This is a genomic window from Streptomyces sp. NPDC007896 (assembly GCF_042959425.1).
GTDB lineage: Bacteria > Actinomycetota > Actinomycetes > Streptomycetales > Streptomycetaceae > Streptomyces.
This window is the reverse complement of sequence record NZ_JBIBKX010000019.1, coordinates 1-16,528: the sequence shown is the minus strand read 5'-3', so window position 1 is coordinate 16,528 and position 16,528 is coordinate 1. Positions and strand designations below refer to the sequence as shown.

Here is a 16,528-nt window from a genome sequence, read left to right as displayed (position 1 = left end):
CGGGCGCGGTATGCCCCAGGGGGAGGGGTCCGCACGGCGCCGCGGCCTACTCGCCGACGCTCGGCTCCCCGCCCTCGTACGCCGCCGTCAGCAGCGCCAGCACACCCTCCACGGTGACCTCGCGCGGGTTCGGATACGTCTGTGCGACGGCCTGTTCGGCGGCCACCGCCAGGTCGGTCTCCTTGAGGCCGAGTTCGGCGAGACCGTGGGGGGCGCCGAGGCTTGCGGCCAGCGCCCGCAGGGCGTGCGGGACGTCGTCGGTGCCGCCCAGGGCGCGCGAGAGCGCGGTGATCGCCCGGGGCGCGGCGGGCGCGTTGTAGGCGAGGGCGTACGGGAGGACCACCGTGTGCGTCTCGGCGTGCGGCAGGCCGAAGGTGCCGCCGAGGACGTGGCACAGCTTGTGGTGCAGGCCCATGGTGGTGGCGCCGAGACAGGCGCCGCAGAGCCAGGCGCCGTAAAGGGCCCGGGCGCGCGCGTCGAGGTCGCCGGGGGCGGCGGCCACCAGCGGCAGGGCCTGTGTCATCGCCCGTACGCCCTCCTCGGCCATGAGCAAGACGAGGGGCGAGGCGTCGGGCGCGTAGAGGGCCTCGACGGCGTGGGCGAGCGCGTTGACGCCGCTGGTGACGGTGAGGGGCACGGGGAGCGAGAAGGTGAGCTCGGGGTCGTAGACGACGCTGCGGGGCTGGACGGCGGGGTCGCGTCCGGTGCGCTTGGCGCCGTGCTCGGTGAGTCCCCAGACCGGTGTCATCTCGGAGCCGGAGTAGGTGGAGGGCACGGCGATCAGGGGCAGGCCGGTGCGCAGCGCGATCGCCTTGCCGAGGCCGATCGCCGAGCCGCCACCGACCGCGACACACCCGTCGGCGCCGGACGCGCGCGCCGCCTCGACGGCCCGGTCGGCGACCTCGACGGGTACGTGCATCCGGGCCTCGGCGTGCAGCCCCGCGCAGGCCTCGCCCAGGGCGTCCGCGACCGCGCGTGCCGTGTCCTCGCCTCTGCTGCCGCAGACCACCAGCACCCTGCGCAGCCCGAGCCGGGCGGCCTCGTCGGGGGTCGCGGAGACGGCGGCGCCGGGCCGGAAGACGATCCGAGCGGGCCGGGTCTCGTACGAGAAGTCGAGCGGGGTGTTCATGTCGGTCATGGTGCTCATTCCGGTTCCAGTACGAGGTCGAAGCGGGCGTGGCGGAAGGGGTTCGGGACGCCGAACTCCCCCGCCAGGGACGGGTCGTCGGTCTCCGTGAAGTCCTGGACCAGGCTCTTCTTGACCGCGAACACCGCGTCGGAGTCGAGGTAGTCGCTGCCCGCGACGAAGATGTGCGTGGTGACCGGGGCGTGGCCCTCGGCCGAGGCGATGAAGTGGATGTGGGCGGGGCGGTAGGGGTGCCGGGCCGTGGCGCGCAGCAGTTCACCGACCGGGCCGTCGGTGGGGATCGGGTACGGGCTCGGTACGCAGGTGCGGAACCAGAAGCGGCCCTCGGCGTCGGCCGTGAACAGTCCTCGCCCATTGCCGGCCGGCTGGACGTCCGGCTGCTGTACGTCGTAGTAGCCTTCGGAGTCGGCCTGCCACACGTCGAGGACCGCGCCCGGCAGCGGGGTGCCGCCCTTGCCCAGTACCCGGCCGCTGACGACGCACGGCTCGCCCCTGCCCACCAGGTCGATGTTCGCGCCGAGTGCGCGGATCGGCGATCTGGTCAGGTGGAACGGACCGAGGACCGTCGACTCGGTGGCACCCGGGTCGCGGCGTCCGCCCAGCGTCTCCACGAGCATCGAGACGCCGAGCACGTCCGACAGCAGGATGAACTCCTGGCGGGTGTCGGTGCACCGCTGCCCGGTCGCGGTCAGGAATCCGATCGCGCGTTCCCATTCCGCCATCGTCGGCTCCGTCTCGCGCACGAAGTCGTGCAGATGACGGGTGAGCGCGCCGAGCAGTTCACGCAGACGCGTATCGGCCGTGCCCCGCAGGCTGTCGACGACGGCGTCGGTGATGCCGTGCGTGAAGTCGGTCGTGGCATCGGCCGTCGTCGAACGGTTCAATTCGTCTGTCATGCCGCTCCTCGTGGTGCTATCGGGACTGATCGCCGTCGGTGCCCGGGTCCACGAAGTGGAAGCCGGGCTCGGGAAACCTGGCGAACGCCCGGTGGGGCACGGACGAGGTGTAGGCGCCCGCGAGGGAGAACACCACACGGTCGCCGGCCCGCAGCCCCGGCGCCCGGACGTCCCGGACCAGGACGTCCCTGGAGGTGCTCAACTGGCCGGTGAGCGTGACCCGTTCACGGCGCACCACGGGCCGCGGCCAGGAGTAGGGCCACACGTCCACTTCGAGTACGGACCAGGGCTGGTCGGGCCACGGCTGGTCGGGCCTCCTGGACGCCGACGTGCGCAGGTTCACCGCGCCACCGCGGACGACGGCGAAGTCCTCGTGTGCGCCGTGCTCGACGTCCAGCACCTCGCTCGCGTACCAGCCGCAGTACGCGGTCAGCGCGCGACCGGGCTCGACACTCAGGGTCAGTTCCGGGTGCGCGGCGACGAGTCGGGCGAGTCCCTCGCCGTACGACTGCCAGTCGAAACGGCGTTCGGGGTGCTCGTAGTCCACCGCCATGCCGCCCCCGACGTTCACCTCGGTGAGGCGCAGGCCGTGCCGTGCGGCGAGTTCACCGGTCCAGGCGACGACGCTCTCGGCCACCGCGAGGTGTTCGGGGGCGTGCAGGCCGTTGGCCAAGTGGGCGTAGACGCCGCGCAGTTCGAGGTTCGGGTAGCTGCCGTCGGTGAGCAGGCCGACGATCGTGTCCGCCTGTGCCGGGTCGAGGCCTGAGGTTCTGCGGCTACGGCCGCCGTCGGCGAACACATGGTCGGCCACCGGGAGGTTGAAGCGCGGCAGGACCGCCACCCGGCCGTCCGGAGCGTGCCGCTGGGCCAGCCCGGCCAGCATGTACAGCTCGTACTCGCTCTCCACGAGGAAGCGTGTCACGCCCCGCTCCAACGCGTCCAGGAGCTCCGTCGGGGTCTTGTCCTGGCCGCCGAAGGCCAGTGGGTGGTCCGGCGCCGCCCGGGTGACGTGGGCCAGTTCGCTGTCGGTGGAGACCTTGTAGCCGTCGACGTACGGGGCGAGCGCGGTCAGGATCTCCGGTTCCCGGTTGGCCTGGGTCGCGTAGTACAGCTCGACGCGCTCGGGCAGCGCGGCCCGCACCGACGCGGCGTGTGCGCGCAGTGCCGCCAAGTCGTACACGTAGGCGGGAAGTTCCGTGGGCGGCAGGGTCAGGATGCGGTCGCGCACCGCGAGTGAGGGTGTGTTCATGGGGCACTCCGGGTCGTATGGCGCAGGATACCGTCGGCACGCGACGAGGGCGGCGGACGGGGACCGGAGCAGCGGCCCGGCGGACGCGGGCGGTCGGGGACATGACACGTGCCACGGCAGCCGCCGAAATCGACCGGGCCGGATCGACGCGCTCCCCGTGCCGGGCCGGATCGACGCGCTCCCCGTGCGGGGTCGGTCGGCTCCGGCGGGGCACCATGAGGGCACCGACCGAGCGTCCGGTTCGGCGCGGCGGCCGGGAACCGGGAGACCGGCGGCGCCGTGCTCCGGCACGCCGACGCCTCCGCTCGCAAGGCCCGCGCCCTGTGGCATCCCACTATCATGCTGATCCGCGACTCCATACCCGAGGCCCCACACGATCTCTACCCGGTGGGAGATCCTTCGGCACCTCGAGCGGTCGGCGGTGTGGCGGCCCGTCACCCGGACCCGGCGGATCCTGAACCTGGCCGGCGGTGCGGGGGCCGGCCGATGGCACCCGAACGCGGCGCGGTGCCCGACCCCGGGTCGGGGTCGGGCACCGCGTGTGGGTCGGTCAGCAGGTGGCGAAGGCCGGGAGGCCGCCGTACTGGTCGCCCTTGAGGTAGACGGCGCTCACATAGCCCTCCGCCAGTCGCACCCAGACGTCGTTGACGTAGCCGTTGTCACGGATGGTCTCGCCGTGGGTCCAGCAGGAGGCGCCGCGCGGCTGCCCGGCGGCGACGTGCCCGGTGATGTCGGTGGTGGTCGAGGGTCCGGAGCGGACGTTGACGTTCACATACGGCGTGACGGCGTACGGCAGCCCCGCCGCCGCGGCCTGCGCCCCGGCCGCGCCGGTCAGCAGCAGTCCGGTGGCCAGCGCGCCGACGCCCGCCGTGGCGAACGCCTTGGTCCTCATCCTCATGGTCATGCGGTCCTTCCCCGTGGTGGAGTCCGGGCGTGTTCCCGGGCCGGGCCGTGCGGCCCGCCCGGTCACTCCCAGGCCCACCCTGCCGGGTCGACGCCCGGGGGCGGAACTTCTTTCGACGACGCTCGAAACGTCCGCCCACGACAGGCCGGTACGCGTGGGCGGGCCACGGTTCGAAGCCGGGGCGTCCGTCCGCGCGGCCCCGCGGCGCGTCGGCCCTGTCGCACAATGGGGCGATGATCGACGGTACTTCGCCGACAACAACCCAACCGCCACCCGGGCTGGTCAAGGACGACGAGCTGACCGGCCATGCCGTGGTGGCCAACAGCACCATGAACCGCGAACGCGTCCTGACAGGCGTCAACAGCTACGCCCGCGAACTCGGCTTCTCCCCCGCCGAGTTCCTGAACGACCACGGACCCGCCCCGTCCTGGCTGGACCTGTGCAGCGGAGAGGGACTCGCCCTCCGCGAGGCTGCGCGGCGACTGCCCCAGGCCGTCATCACGGGCGTGGACCTGGTCGGCCCGCTGCTCCGGACGGCGCTGCCCGACGGCCTCGAACTCGTCACCGCGGATCTCGGCCGGTGGTCGCCGGGCCGCCGCTACGACCTCATCACCTGCGTCCACGGACTGCACTACATCGGCGACCGGCTCGCCCTGCTGGAGCGGGCCGCCTCCTGGCTCACCGGCACGGGTCTGCTGGTCGCCCAGCTCGATCCCTCGACGCTGCGGCGCCCGGACGGCAGCGACGCGTCCCGGCCGGTCCTGGCGGCACTGCGGGCCGCCGGCTTCCAGTACTCGGCCCGCCACCACCGCCTCAGCCTGCGGGGCGGCCGCCCCGTCACCCTGCCCTTCGCCTACCTCGGCGCCGACCCGCACGCCGGCCCCAACTACACCGGCCAGCCGGGCGTCGCCTCGTACTACCGCTGAGCCCCCGGCCGGCCCCCGGAAACGGGTAAGAGGCCGTATCGAAATGTCCGATACAGCCTCTTACCCGCGACTTCAACAGTCGGGACGACAGGATTTGAACCTGCGACCCCTTGACCCCCAGTCAAGTGCGCTACCAAGCTGCGCCACGTCCCGGTGCGTTCACCCGCGGTGTTCCGCGTGATCGTGCGAACAGAACTTTACCCCACGCCGGGGGCTGCTCCGATGGGGGCGCGGAGCGCGAGACAATCGGGGCATGAACGCAACATCCGGAGGTCGGCGAGGCGACGGGCGGGATCGGGACACGACGGGGCGGGCGCGCAACGCGCGGCCGCGGGACGGACTGGGACGGCCGCTGCCATACGGCGCCGACGGCGTGGAGCGGCAGCCGGAGGGAGTCGTCCGCGGCCCCGAGGAGACGGTCGCCGAGGCACAGGCACTGCTGGACGCGGGGAAGCCGTTCCACGCGCACGAGGTCTTCGAGGACGCCTGGAAGTCGGGCCCCGAGGGTGAGCGCGCGCTCTGGCGGGGGCTGGCGCAGCTCGCGGTGGGGCTCACGCACGCGGCCCGTGGGAACACGACGGGCGGTGCCCGGCTGCTGCGGCGCGGGGCCGGGGCGGTCGACGAGTGGGCGGCGGGGGCGCACGGCCGGGACCGTCCGCATGAGCTGGACCTCTCCGAACTCGCCTCCTGGGCACGGGAGCTGGCGACGGTCGTGGAGCGTGAGGGTGCCGCGATCAGCGCGGTGGCGTGGGCGCCCCGGCTGCGGGGGCGCCGGGACTGACGGGTGCGGTGGCGCCGATCGGCGCGCGGTGCGTGCGGCGTCAGCCGGGTGCGGTGCGTCCGCTGTCAGTGGCGTGCGGCAGACTCGGGGTGTGCGAAAGATTCATGTCATCGGCATCGGCGCGGGCGACCCCGACCAGCTCACCTTGCAGGCGGTCAAGGCGCTGAGGAGCACGGACGTGTTCTTCATCCTGGACAAGGGCGAGGTGAAGTCGGACCTCGTCCAGCTGCGCCGTGACATCCTCGACACGCACATACCGGAGGGGTCCTACCGCCTGGTCGAGGCGCGCGACCCGGACCGCGACCGGGCCGCCGGGGGCTCCGCCTACTCCCCCGCCGTCGGGGACTGGCGCAGTGCCCGCGCCGACATCTACCAGCGGCTGATCGCGGAGCAGCTGGGCGAGGACGAGAGCGGCGCCTTCCTGGTGTGGGGGGATCCCGCGCTGTACGACAGCACGCTCGGGATCCTGGAGGAGATCCTGGAGCGGGGCGCGGTGGCGTTCACGTACGAGGTCGTGCCCGGCATCAGCAGCGTCTCCGCGCTGGTCGCCCGCCATCGCACCGGCCTGAACCGGGTGGCCCGTCCCGTCCAGATCACCACGGGCCGGCGACTCGCGGAGGGCTTCCCCGAGGATGTCGACGACGTGGTCGTGATGCTCGACGCCCATCAGACCTTCCGGCAGTACGCCGACGAGGACATCGACATCTACTGGGGCGCCTACATCGGTACGCCCGACGAGATCCTGGCCTCCGGTCCGATAGCCGAGACGGCCCCGCGCATCGAGCGGCTGCGGGCCGAGGCGCGGGAGCGCAAGGGCTGGATCATGGACACGTATCTGCTGCGCAGACATCCGCGCAGGTAGCGGGATCTGCCGAGCGGGTCGCCCCGCCCGATCCCGGGAACCGGAGTCCGGCGGGGCGAGCCGACCGGCCCCTCCGTCATCGAGGGCCGAGATCCAGCCGGGCCAGGGCCGACGGCACGTCCGGCACGGCGGTCACGTCCGCCGGGAGCGGGGGGCGGCGTACGACGACCACGGGGAGGGCGAGGTCGCGTGCGGCGGTCAGTTTGGCGGCTGTCGCCTCTCCTCCGCTGTCCTTGGTCACCAGCACGTCGACGCGGTGTGCGCGCAGCAGGGTCTTCTCGTCGTCCGGTGTGAAGGGTCCCCGGGTGAGCACCACTTCCATGTCCTGGGGCATCGGCGGCTCGGGGGGCTCCACCGTACGGACGAGGAAGTGGAGCTCGGAGAGGTGGGCGAAGGCCGCCAGGCCCAGGCGGCCCGTGGTGAGGAAGACACGGCGGCCCAGGGACGGGAGGAGTGCGGCGGCCTCGGAAAGGGAGCCGGCCCAGTGCCAGCGGTCGTCGGGGCCGGGGGCCCAGCCGGGGCGGCGCAGCACCACGGCCGGAATTCCCGTGGCCGCGGCGGCACGCGCCGCGTTCGCCGTGATGCCGGCGGCGAAGGGGTGGGTGGCGTCGACCACGGCGTCCACGCGGTGCTCGCGCAGCCACCGCGCCAGCCCGTCCGCCCCGCCGAAGCCCCCGACGCGGACGTCCCCGTCGAGCGTCCCCGGCCGGGAGACGCGCCCCGCCAGGGACGTCGTCACGCGGACACCGGGGCGCGCCGCCAGTTCGGCGGCGAGTCGGCGTGCCTCGGTGGTGCCGCCGAGGACCAGGACGTGGGGGGACATGGCGTCGAGCCTACGAGGTGGTCAGCGCAGCAGGAGCTGTACCCCGCCCACCACGGTCGCCGCGATGACCAGCCGCTCGAACAGGGTCTGGTTGATGCGGTGCACGGCCCATTTACCGAGGAGCGCCCCCGGCACGACGAAGATCGCGAGTGCCGCGTCCAGGAGCAGCGAATGCCAGTCGATGAGCCCGAGGCCCACGCTGAAGGGCACCTTGGAGACGTTCACGATCAGGAAGAAGAAGGCCGAGGTGCCCAGGAAGCCGAGTTTGCGGAAGCCGGCCGACAGGAGGTACATCGACATCACCGGCCCGCCCGCGTTGGCGACCATCGTGGTGAAGCCGCCGAGGACGCCGTACGAGCGGGCCTTGACCCGGCCGGCCCGGGTCGAGACCGAGTCGGGTTCCTCGTCCTGGGCGGCGGCCCGGCGGCGCCACATCGTCACCGCCGCCATCAGCAGCAGGATCGCGCCGATGGAGGTCCGGACGATCCCGTCGTCGGCCCACACCAGGAACAGCGTGCCGAACACGACACCCGCGGCGACCGCCGGGAACAGCCGCCACAGCGTGGGCCAGTGGGCGTGCCGCCGGTAGGTGAGCACGGCGAGCACGTCCCCGACGATGAGGAGGGGCAGGAGCACGCCGGTCGAGGCGCGGGCAGGCAGCACGGCGGCGAAGATCGCCAGGCTGACCGTGTTGGCGCCGCTCACGGCGGTCTTCGAGAAGCCGACGAGCAGGGCCGCGGCGGCGAGCGCGGCGAACTCCCAGATGGATATGTGCCAGAGCGTCATCGTGTTCATGCGGGAACCGATGCTAGGCGCACGCATGTCCTGACGTAAGGACCGTCTCGCCAGGTGACCCCTGCGACGGCGGACGGACCCATGGGTCGGGGCCCCGGAGAATCCCCCCGCCCGGCCCAACTCCCGTGGCAGACTGCTCGAACATCAACGCGAGCGTGAGCAGAGGAGTGCCGCATGACCGCGACCGGGCCTTCCGCCCAGCGGATCGACACCAGCAGGCCGCACCCGGCACGGATGTACGACTGGTTCCTCGGCGGCAAGGACAACTACCCGGTCGACGAGGAACTCGGGCGGCGGATCATTTCCACGGACCCGAGCGCTCCCCGCTCGGCCCGCAGCAACCGCTGGTTCATGCAGCGCGCCACCCGCTGGCTGGTCCGGGAGACCGGCATCCGCCAGTTCCTCGACATCGGCACCGGCATCCCCACGGAGCCGAATCTCCACCAGATCGCCCAGGCCGCCGCCCCGGACGCGCGGGTCGTCTACGTCGACAACGACCCGATCGTCCTCGCCCACGCCGAGGCCCTGCTGCGCGGCACCCCCGAGGGCGTGACGGAGTACATCCAGGCCGACGCGCGGGAACCGGGGAAGATACTCGAACAGGCCGCCCAGGTCCTCGACTTCGACCGGCCCGTCGCGCTGTCGCTGATCGCCCTGATGCACTTCATCGCCGAGGAGGACGGCGCGTACGACCTGGTGGACACCCTGGTCGACACGCTGGCGCCGGGCAGCTGTCTGGTCCTGTCCGCGTTGACCGGCGACTACGACCCCGTGACGGTCGCGACCGGTGTCGCGGCGTACGCGGCGGGCGGCGTGACCCTCGTGGCCCGCTCGCACACCGAGGTCAGCCGCTTCTTCCGGGGACTCGACCTCGCCGACCCCGGGGTGGTGTCGGTGTCGAAGTGGCATCCCGAGCTCGCGCTGGACGAGGACCAGGACGAGATCGACGACGCGCCCGTCCCGCTGTACGGCGCGGTCGGTTTCAAGTCCCCCCGTTCCTGAGGAACCCGCACACCCGCCCCGCTCCCGGCCCAGAGCGATCCCACCGCCGCGCCCGATGTCGGCGACTGCCCCCTGAACAAAGGCAGGCCGTCGCGCAAGCCTCCCTGGTGAACGGACAGTTCGACGAGGACCACGGATCCCGGTAGACCGGCGATGACCTTGAGCTTGTACCGTGCGGGCGGTGGCGACCGGGGAAGCGGGAGGCGGGCTGTGGGAGCGGATCACCGTGTGGGGGATGTCCTGTTGGTCTCGTGCCCGTACACCGACGCACGGGTCACCCGTCTCACCCGACGGGAAGTGGTCGTCGAGTGGCCGTGGTGGGAGGTGGACCCGGAGTGCGACTGGATCGAGTGGAACGGCCAGGTGGCCCTGGCAGGCGATCCGGCCTCGTACGACTGGGACTTGGAGCTGTTCCGCACCGAGCCGCCGCCCCAACACCTCGAGGTCGGCGCGGTGTGCAAGGTCGGCATCCCTCCCACGGTGGTGCATGTGATGAGCGTCGATCGGATGGATCCACCGCTGGAGACAGGACGTCTCCCGCGTCTGGGAACGCAGGTGATGGTGCTGCGCGCGGGACAGTCGCACGATCCCGACCTGGAGTGGCAGGGCTACGGGATCGCCCCCGACGACGGGATCCCGATCGCCCTCGACCTGCTGTTGCGTCCGTACGCCTGCCTCGTGGCGGGTGACGAGGTCGCGGACGCCGCGGGGCGCGCCTGGCGGTTCGACGCGCCGTGGGACTGGCACCCGTTCGACGGTCAGGAGCCCTCCGAGCCCACCTGGCCGCTCAGTCTCCTGACCCGCGGCGGCCACCCGGACGACGCGGCGGCGACCGTCGTGGCGCGGGCGACACGCAGCGGTTCGCACGAGCAGGAACTCGCCCGCTGGGTGGAACTGACCCAGGCCAGACCCACCCGCCTCGTCGTCGTACGGGACCCGGCCCGGCAGCCGAACCACTGACCCTGGAACGCTCCAACATCCTTTTTGCCCCGAGGGGTTCCGCCGGTTCGCGCGTAAACAGAAACGACGCTGCCGGCGACACCTGAGGATCAAGGAGCAGGGGACGACATGAGATTCCTGGAGCGTGAGCGCGCGGCCCTCGCCAAACTGCTGCCCGGCCTCGACGAGAGTCTGAGGGCCGTACCGCTGATGACACTGGAGGGGCCGAAGAGCCCCGGCATCGGGTTGTTCAGGGAGGCGGGCGGGCCGGGTCTGCTGGCCCCGACCGCCTTCCAGGGCCGGGGTGCCACCGCGTTGGAGACCCTTCGGGTGCAGCGTGCGCTGGGCAGCCGTTCGCCCTCGCTAGCGGTGGCGACGACGATGCACCACTTCTCGATGGCCACGCTGGTCGGGCTGAGCGACTCCGGCGAGGGGCTGGAGTGGATGCTCGTGCAGGGCGTCGCGTCCGAGAACCGGCTGATGGCGTCCGGCTTCGCCGAAGGACGCAGCGGCACCGGCATCCTGTCGCCCTCCATGTCCGCCACCGTGACGCCCGAAGGGGTGCGGATCACCGGCGTGAAGCGGCCGTGCAGCCTCGCCCGTTCCATGGATCTGCTCACCGCCAGCGTGATGGTGCCGTGCGAGGAGGGCGACGGAGAGGAACTGGCCGTGGCGCTGGTTCCCGCCGAGAGCGAGGGGCTGAGCGTCAGCGGCTTCTGGTCGAGCACCTTCCTGGCGGGCGCCGAGAGCGACCAGGTGACGTTGGACAACGTCCTGGTCCCCAAGGAACTCCTGGTGCGCACGGCCTCGCCGGCCGGGGCCCGTCTCGACGAGGTGCAGACCGCCGGCCTGGTCTGGTTCGAGCTGCTGATGACCGGCAGCTACCTCGGCGCCGCGAGCGCCCTCGTCGAGCGGGTGCTGCTCAACGACCGGGTGCCCGACGCCGAACGGGTCCGGTTGCTGGTGGAGATCGAGGGCGCGACGGCGACGGTCGAGGGTCTCGCCCGCCGGGTGGACGAGGACACGCCCGACGAGTCCGCGCTCGCCGACTCGCTCTACGCGCGCTACACCGTGCAGGACGCCCTCGCCCGGATCGTGCCCCGGTCCGTCGAACTGCTCGGCGGCCTCAACTTCATGACCTCGGACGAGGTCGGATACCTCGCCGCCTGCGCCAACGGCCTCGCCCTGCACCCGCCGTCGCGCTCGCGGATGACCGGCCCCCTGTCCGCGTACCTCGCCGACGAGCCGCTGACCATCGCCTGATCCGACTCCGCCAGGAGCGTCCCACAGGGGCGCGGGGAACGGCGCGACGAGCCACGAACAACCCGCAGTCGCCGCCGAACACCAAGAACCGAGCTCATAGGCGCCCGGCGCGCACAAGACCCCAGCACCCGAACACCCACCCGCCAGGACACCCGCCCGCCCGTCCGTCCGGCAGGACCAACGCTCACTCGACCGAGGGGATCACCGCCATGCCTCTGTCCCGGCCCCGGCCCAGCGCTCCGACCAGCCCGCAACCGCCCGCGAAACGCCCCACGATTCTGCTCACCGGCGGCGCCGGGGTACTCGGCAGAGCCCTGATCGAGGAGTTGTCGCCGGACTTCGGAATCGTCTGCCTGCGCCATCGCACGCCAGTGAACGACCACCGGGTCCGTGAGGTCCGCGCCGATCTGCTGGAACCCGGACTCGGCCTGGCCCAGGCGGACTTCACCCAGCTCATCGCCGACGTGGACCTGGTGGTGCACTCCGCCGCCGCCACCAACTGGAAGGCGGAGCCGGACCGGATCCGGCGGGCCAACCTCGACGGCACGATCGCGATGCTCGACCTCGCCGCCCGTGCCGAGGCTCCGTTCTTCCACATGAGCACCGCCTTCGTCGCCAACCCGCTGGCGCCGGAGGAGCAGGAGCGCTTCCCCGGTGCCGCCGCGTACCTCGCCTCCAAGACGGCGGCCGAACAGGTCGTGCGCGACGCCCCGGTACCGGGCGTGATCATGCGCCCGTCGGTGGTGATGGGTGACTCCGTCACCGGCCGGATCGCCGGGATGCAGGGGCTGACGCGGGCACTGGGCGCCATCGTGAAGGGGCAGGTGCCGGTGCTGCCGGGAGCACCGGACGCACGCATCGACATGGTGCCCCAGGACATCGTCGCGCGCGCGGTGGGTGACCTGGTGAGGGCCGGTGTCACGGGCGGCGAGTACTGGCTGACGGCCGGCGCCGAGGCCCTGCTCCAGCGTGAAGTGGTCGACACCTGCCTGGAGTTCGCCGACCAGTGGGGACCGCGTCCGCATCCGCCCCGGCTCATTCCGCTGGAGTCGGTGCACCGGCTGCTCCTGCCGCTGATCGAGGGCCCCACGTTCCCGGAGTCGCTGCGCCGCCGCTTCCAGACGTACGCGGAACTACTGCTCGTCTTCCAGCGGGCCCTCCCCTTCGAATCGTCCCTCGGGTCGCCGCACTGCGGCACGGCCCTCTCGAAGGACGACCTCCGGCGGGCGCTGGTCCGCAACCTGGCCGCCTGGTCCACCGGGCGCGGCGGCATGCGCACCCATCTGCGTCCGGGGCCCGCCCAGGACACGGCGGCGAGGTCCCAGCCCTCGCAGGCCACCCACACGCAGGAACTGGCGTCATGACGGCGGCCCCCGCCCACGTCGTGGCGCCGGACACCGAATCCGTGACACCGGCCGCCGACCCCGCCACGGACCGCGCGCACATCGCCCTGCTCTACCGCGAGCACCTCTCCTCCGGCCGCTCCGTCCTCGGCACGGTGCTCGGCGGCATGCTGGAGACGGCGTCCGACGGCGCGTGGGTGTTCACCGAGGACGGCCGCCGCTACCTCGACTTCGGCGGGTACGGGGTCTTCATCCTCGGGCACCGACACCCCCACGTGACCGCGGCCGTGCACCGCCAGGTGGACACCCATCCACTGGCCGGGCGGGTCTTCCTGGAGCCCGTCGCGGCCCTCGCCGCCGAGGCTCTGGCCGCACGGACCCCGCCGGGCCTCGACCACGTCCACTTCGTGAACTCCGGCACGGAGGCCACCGAGGCCGGTCTGAAACTGGCCCGGGCGCACGGCCACACCGCCCTCGTCTCCACCGTGGGCGGCTACCACGGCAAGACCCTGGGCGCGCTGACCGCCACCGCCAACCCGAAGTACCAGCAGCCGTTCCGGCCGCTGCTGCCGGACAGCACGGCGATCCCGTACGGGGACACGGCCGCGCTGGAAGCCACGCTCGCCGAACTCGGCCGCCGGGCCTGCGTGATCGTCGAGCCGGTGCAGGGCGAGGGCGGCGTACGCATTCCACCGCCGGGCCATCTGGCGGAGGTGAGCCGGCTGTGCCGGACGTACGGGGCCTTCCTGATCATCGACGAGATCCAGACGGGCCTGGGCCGGCTGGGCTCGTGGTGGGGCATGGACGCCGAGGGTGGCCTGCCCCCACAGCCCGACGTACTGCTCGTCGGCAAGGGACTCAGCGGCGGTGTCGTGCCCGTCGCGGCGATGGTCGCGACCGCGGCGGCCTACGGGCCGTTCTCCCGCGACCCCTATCTGCACACCTCCACCTTCGCGGCCTCCCCGATCGCCTGCGCCGCCGCGCTCGCCGCGGTCGAGGCCCTGGACCGGGAGGACGTCGTCCCGCGTGCCAAGGCTCTGGGCGAGCGACTGCTCGCGGGCGTCCGGGCCGCCTGTGCCCCGTACACCGGCGGCCTGGTGCGCGAGGTCCGCGGCCGGGGGCTGCTGATCGGCCTGGAGTTCACCGAGGAACAGGCCGTGGGTGAACTGATCCTCGAACTGGTCGGGCGCGGCGTCCTCGTGAACCACTCCCTCAACGCCACCCGGGTGCTGCGGCTGACACCGCCCGCGATCGTCGGCGAGGAGGAGGTACGGCTGTTCCTCACCGCCCTGACCGAGGCCCTGCGCGTCGTCGCGGCCCACATCGGCTGACCCGTCCGCTACCGCCGACCCGTCCCTACCGTGGAAAGGCAACACCTCCCATGCGTCACGTGACCGTACGGCTGACCGCCCACGACGTCGACCCCGAGACCGCCTACCAGCGGATCCGTGATTTCCGCCGGTATCCCGAAGTCACCGAGACCGTCCGCGAGGTCGTGGTCCATCCGCCCCATGACGACGGCACGGTGGTGTCGGACTGGACCGTGCGCTTCAGGAACGGTCTGATGCGCTGGTCGGAACGGGACGCGTTCTTCCCGAAGACGCGGACCATCGGTTTCACCCAGCTCACGGGCGACTTCGAGCTGTTCGAGGGCACCTGGCGGTGCGCGTCCGGCGAGGACGGTACGGCGGTGACCTTCGACGCCGTCTTCGACCTGGGTATCCCCACGCTGGCGGAACTCCTCGATCCGGTCGCCGACTCGACGCTGCGCAGCAACATCGAGCGCATCCTGCGCGGGCTGCTCGGCAGGGTCACGCCCACCCCGGCCCAACTCGCCGACAGCGTCGCCCCCGCGCATGGCTGACCTCACCCTCGTCCCCCGCCAGCCCCGTCCCGACGGCCCGTCCGCCGCGGGCTGGGACCCCCTGCGGGACGAGCCCGGCCCCGACACGGTCCGCTGTCTCGGTCTCTACGCCAAGCTGACGGCCGGCGTCACGGTCGTCACGGCACTGGACGGGGCGGGCCCGACCGGGATGACGGTCTCCGCGCTGACCTCCCTGTCGGCGCGGCCGCCACTGGTCCTCGCGTGTCTGCGCGGCAGTTCCCGCACACTGACCGCCCTGCGGGAGCAAGGTGCCTTCGCCGTAAATGTGTTGACGGATCATCAGAGATCGGTCGCCGAACTCTTCGCCGACTCCTCCGTGCCGCCCGCCAGGCGGTTCGACGGCAGCCCGGTGCGCCGGGTGCTCGGTCTGCCGGTGCTCGTCGACGCGCTCGCGTGGTCGGTGTGCCTGGTCGAGGACGTACGACCGTACGGGGATCACCACGCCGTCGTCGGACGGGTGATGGCGGTGGAGGTGAACGGCGGACGGCCGCTGCTCTGGCACGACCGAGCGTTCCACGCGCTGCCCGCGGCGACCGCCGACTGAGCCCACCGGAAGTCAGGACGGAGGCCCGGCCGGGGTTCGCCCCGGCCGGGCCTCCCGCATATCCACGACCACTCCGTACACACGACCGAGGCCTAGGAGGCCCCATGTCCCTGCCCCGCATTCCCGGCGTGAACTCCGAGAGCGCCGCGACCGAACTGCTCAGGACGCCCGAGCGGCTGGCCGGCAACGCCCAGTCCGCCGCGCACCGGCTGATCGCCGGACTCGACGGCGACCCCGAGACGGACGACTGGGGCCTGCCCCCGACACCGGAGCGTCCGCACCCGGTGGTCCTCGTGCACGGCACGCTCGGCGACCGGGAGTCCGTCTGGCGGAAGCTGGCGCCCGCGCTCCGAACGGCCGGGCACCGCATCTTCCGCCTCAACTACGGTGAACTGCCCACGCTCCCCCGCCTGTACGGTCTCGGCGACATGCGCAAGTCCTCCCAGGAGCTCGCGGACTTCGTGGACCGGGTGCTGGTGGACACCAAGGCGTCGAAGGTGGACCTCGTGGGCCACTCGCAGGGCGGGATGCTCCCGCACTACTACCTCAAGTACCTCGGCGGGGCCGGGAAGGTGCGCCGTGTCGTCGGGATCGCGCCCAGCAACCACGGGGTCGAGGTGGCGGGCCTGACGAAGCTGGTCCGCCAGGTCCCGGGCGTTCAGGCCGTCGTGGAGGACCAGGTGCTCTTCCGCATCAGCCCGGCCTTCACCCAACTGCTGCACGACTCGGAGTTCGTGGGTGAGCTGGTGGCTCCGGGCGACACGGTGGACGGCGTCGACTACACCGTCATCTGGTCGACCCGGGACGAGCTGGTCCAGCCTGCCGAGGCCCAGCAGCTGAAGCCCGCCAGGCCGGAACACCCGGTCACCAATACCTGCCTCCAACTCCTCGCCCCGCAGAACCGGACCACCCACCTGGCCATGCCGTACGACCCGATCGTGGTGCGGGAGACGCTCAAGGCGCTGGCCGACTGAGTCCCGTACATCGACGAAGCACCCGTACGACGACGCAATGGACGAAAGGGAGGGGGTGGTGGGGGGCCCGGGGGGCCCCCCCCCCCCCCCCCGGGGGGGGGGGGGGGCCCAACCCCCGCCCCCGGCCCCGACACCCCGGCCGCAACAACACAGGCCGCGTGAGGCGGAAACCCCCCCCCCCGCCCGGGGGGGCTT

At 72.4% G+C, this 16,528-nt stretch carries 17 protein-coding genes and 1 tRNA gene; 11 read left to right on the top strand and 7 right to left on the bottom strand.

What is annotated here, in order from left to right:
- Positions 1–46: 46 nt before the first annotated feature.
- The 4 genes from ACFZDJ_RS43290 to ACFZDJ_RS43275 form a co-directional block, all read right to left on the bottom strand.
- Positions 47–1,129, bottom strand: a complete 1,083-nt coding sequence (locus ACFZDJ_RS43290) for an iron-containing alcohol dehydrogenase (protein ID WP_391067811.1) — start codon at positions 1,127–1,129, stop codon at positions 47–49.
- Positions 1,130–1,143: 14 nt separating this feature from the next.
- Positions 1,144–2,043, bottom strand: a complete 900-nt coding sequence (locus ACFZDJ_RS43285) for a dioxygenase (RefSeq protein ID WP_391067569.1) — start codon at positions 2,041–2,043, stop codon at positions 1,144–1,146.
- Positions 2,044–2,059: 16 nt separating this feature from the next.
- Positions 2,060–3,292: an alanine racemase gene (locus tag ACFZDJ_RS43280; protein WP_168513793.1), complete on the bottom strand. Its 1,233-nt coding sequence runs from the start codon at positions 3,290–3,292 to the stop codon at positions 2,060–2,062.
- Between the two features lie 550 nt (positions 3,293–3,842).
- Entirely contained in the window at positions 3,843–4,196 is a 354-nt protein-coding gene (locus tag ACFZDJ_RS43275) for an SH3 domain-containing protein (RefSeq protein WP_391067566.1), read from the bottom strand.
- A gap of 233 nt (positions 4,197–4,429) precedes the next feature.
- On the opposite strand from ACFZDJ_RS43275, the gene ACFZDJ_RS43270 reads away from it, so the two are divergent.
- Positions 4,430–5,122 (top strand): methyltransferase domain-containing protein, encoded by a 693-nt coding sequence (locus ACFZDJ_RS43270; RefSeq protein ID WP_390928781.1) that lies wholly within the window; start codon positions 4,430–4,432, stop codon positions 5,120–5,122.
- A 79-nt stretch (positions 5,123–5,201) separates the two neighbouring features.
- On the opposite strand, the gene ACFZDJ_RS43265 is transcribed toward ACFZDJ_RS43270, so the two are convergent.
- Positions 5,202–5,275, bottom strand: a tRNA-Pro gene (locus ACFZDJ_RS43265).
- Positions 5,276–5,375: 100 nt separating this feature from the next.
- Here ACFZDJ_RS43265 and ACFZDJ_RS43260 point away from each other — a divergent pair.
- Both ACFZDJ_RS43260 and cobF read left to right on the top strand, forming a co-directional pair.
- Positions 5,376–5,903, top strand: a complete 528-nt coding sequence (locus ACFZDJ_RS43260) for a DUF309 domain-containing protein (protein ID WP_391067563.1) — start codon at positions 5,376–5,378, stop codon at positions 5,901–5,903.
- Between the two features lie 91 nt (positions 5,904–5,994).
- Complete coding sequence (cobF, locus tag ACFZDJ_RS43255; RefSeq protein WP_391067560.1) at positions 5,995–6,765, top strand: precorrin-6A synthase (deacetylating); 771 nt, start codon at positions 5,995–5,997, stop codon at positions 6,763–6,765.
- A 76-nt stretch (positions 6,766–6,841) separates the two neighbouring features.
- On the opposite strand, the gene ACFZDJ_RS43250 is transcribed toward cobF, so the two are convergent.
- Positions 6,842–7,588: a cobalt-precorrin-6A reductase gene (locus ACFZDJ_RS43250; RefSeq protein WP_390928787.1), complete on the bottom strand. Its 747-nt coding sequence runs from the start codon at positions 7,586–7,588 to the stop codon at positions 6,842–6,844.
- Between the two features lie 21 nt (positions 7,589–7,609).
- On the bottom strand, positions 7,610–8,383 hold the full coding sequence (locus ACFZDJ_RS43245; protein WP_390928789.1) for a TSUP family transporter: 774 nt from the start codon (positions 8,381–8,383) through the stop codon (positions 7,610–7,612).
- Positions 8,384–8,557: 174 nt separating this feature from the next.
- Between ACFZDJ_RS43245 and ACFZDJ_RS43240 the strand changes: the two genes are divergently transcribed.
- The 8 genes from ACFZDJ_RS43240 to ACFZDJ_RS43205 all read left to right on the top strand — a co-directional run bounded on the left by ACFZDJ_RS43240 (position 8,558) and on the right by ACFZDJ_RS43205 (position 16,333).
- Positions 8,558–9,385 carry an SAM-dependent methyltransferase gene (locus ACFZDJ_RS43240; protein WP_384912633.1) on the top strand — a complete coding sequence of 276 codons (828 nt, stop codon included), beginning with the start codon at positions 8,558–8,560 and terminating at the stop codon, positions 9,383–9,385.
- Positions 9,386–9,613: 228 nt separating this feature from the next.
- A complete protein-coding gene (locus ACFZDJ_RS43235) occupies positions 9,614–10,345 on the top strand; it encodes a hypothetical protein (RefSeq protein ID WP_390928790.1) in 732 nt (243 codons plus the stop codon).
- Between the two features lie 108 nt (positions 10,346–10,453).
- Positions 10,454–11,587 (top strand): acyl-CoA dehydrogenase, encoded by a 1,134-nt coding sequence (locus ACFZDJ_RS43230; RefSeq protein ID WP_390928792.1) that lies wholly within the window; start codon positions 10,454–10,456, stop codon positions 11,585–11,587.
- Positions 11,588–11,796: 209 nt separating this feature from the next.
- Positions 11,797–12,951: an SDR family oxidoreductase gene (locus ACFZDJ_RS43225; protein WP_390928793.1), complete on the top strand. Its 1,155-nt coding sequence runs from the start codon at positions 11,797–11,799 to the stop codon at positions 12,949–12,951.
- Positions 12,948–14,261 carry an aminotransferase class III-fold pyridoxal phosphate-dependent enzyme gene (locus ACFZDJ_RS43220; RefSeq protein ID WP_390928795.1) on the top strand — a complete coding sequence of 438 codons (1,314 nt, stop codon included), beginning with the start codon at positions 12,948–12,950 and terminating at the stop codon, positions 14,259–14,261. The genes ACFZDJ_RS43225 and ACFZDJ_RS43220 overlap by 4 nt, the downstream gene beginning before the upstream one ends.
- A gap of 50 nt (positions 14,262–14,311) precedes the next feature.
- Positions 14,312–14,794 (top strand): type II toxin-antitoxin system RatA family toxin, encoded by a 483-nt coding sequence (locus ACFZDJ_RS43215; RefSeq protein WP_099919462.1) that lies wholly within the window; start codon positions 14,312–14,314, stop codon positions 14,792–14,794.
- Complete coding sequence (locus tag ACFZDJ_RS43210; RefSeq protein ID WP_390928797.1) at positions 14,787–15,359, top strand: flavin reductase; 573 nt, start codon at positions 14,787–14,789, stop codon at positions 15,357–15,359. The genes ACFZDJ_RS43215 and ACFZDJ_RS43210 overlap by 8 nt, the downstream gene beginning before the upstream one ends.
- 104 nt (positions 15,360–15,463) lie before the next feature.
- Positions 15,464–16,333: an alpha/beta fold hydrolase gene (locus tag ACFZDJ_RS43205; RefSeq protein WP_391067557.1), complete on the top strand. Its 870-nt coding sequence runs from the start codon at positions 15,464–15,466 to the stop codon at positions 16,331–16,333.
- Positions 16,334–16,528: the final 195 nt, after the last annotated feature.

Bases quoted from the DNA above. Each gene is read 5' to 3' on its own strand.
- ACFZDJ_RS43290 (WP_391067811.1), bottom strand. From the start codon at position 1,129: ATGAACACCCCGCTCGACTTCTCGTACGAGACCCGGCCCGCTCGGATC.
- ACFZDJ_RS43285 (WP_391067569.1), bottom strand. From the start codon at position 2,043: ATGACAGACGAATTGAACCGTTCGACGACGGCCGATGCCACGACCGAC.
- ACFZDJ_RS43280 (WP_168513793.1), bottom strand. From the start codon at position 3,292: ATGAACACACCCTCACTCGCGGTGCGCGACCGCATCCTGACCCTGCCG.
- ACFZDJ_RS43275 (WP_391067566.1), bottom strand. From the start codon at position 4,196: ATGACCATGAGGATGAGGACCAAGGCGTTCGCCACGGCGGGCGTCGGC.
- ACFZDJ_RS43270 (WP_390928781.1), top strand. From the start codon at position 4,430: ATGATCGACGGTACTTCGCCGACAACAACCCAACCGCCACCCGGGCTG.
- ACFZDJ_RS43260 (WP_391067563.1), top strand. From the start codon at position 5,376: ATGAACGCAACATCCGGAGGTCGGCGAGGCGACGGGCGGGATCGGGAC.
- ACFZDJ_RS43250 (WP_390928787.1), bottom strand. From the start codon at position 7,588: ATGTCCCCCCACGTCCTGGTCCTCGGCGGCACCACCGAGGCACGCCGA.
- ACFZDJ_RS43245 (WP_390928789.1), bottom strand. From the start codon at position 8,383: ATGAACACGATGACGCTCTGGCACATATCCATCTGGGAGTTCGCCGCG.
- ACFZDJ_RS43240 (WP_384912633.1), top strand. From the start codon at position 8,558: ATGACCGCGACCGGGCCTTCCGCCCAGCGGATCGACACCAGCAGGCCG.
- ACFZDJ_RS43230 (WP_390928792.1), top strand. From the start codon at position 10,454: ATGAGATTCCTGGAGCGTGAGCGCGCGGCCCTCGCCAAACTGCTGCCC.
- ACFZDJ_RS43225 (WP_390928793.1), top strand. From the start codon at position 11,797: ATGCCTCTGTCCCGGCCCCGGCCCAGCGCTCCGACCAGCCCGCAACCG.
- ACFZDJ_RS43220 (WP_390928795.1), top strand. From the start codon at position 12,948: ATGACGGCGGCCCCCGCCCACGTCGTGGCGCCGGACACCGAATCCGTG.
- ACFZDJ_RS43215 (WP_099919462.1), top strand. From the start codon at position 14,312: ATGCGTCACGTGACCGTACGGCTGACCGCCCACGACGTCGACCCCGAG.
- ACFZDJ_RS43210 (WP_390928797.1), top strand. From the start codon at position 14,787: ATGGCTGACCTCACCCTCGTCCCCCGCCAGCCCCGTCCCGACGGCCCG.
- ACFZDJ_RS43205 (WP_391067557.1), top strand. From the start codon at position 15,464: ATGTCCCTGCCCCGCATTCCCGGCGTGAACTCCGAGAGCGCCGCGACC.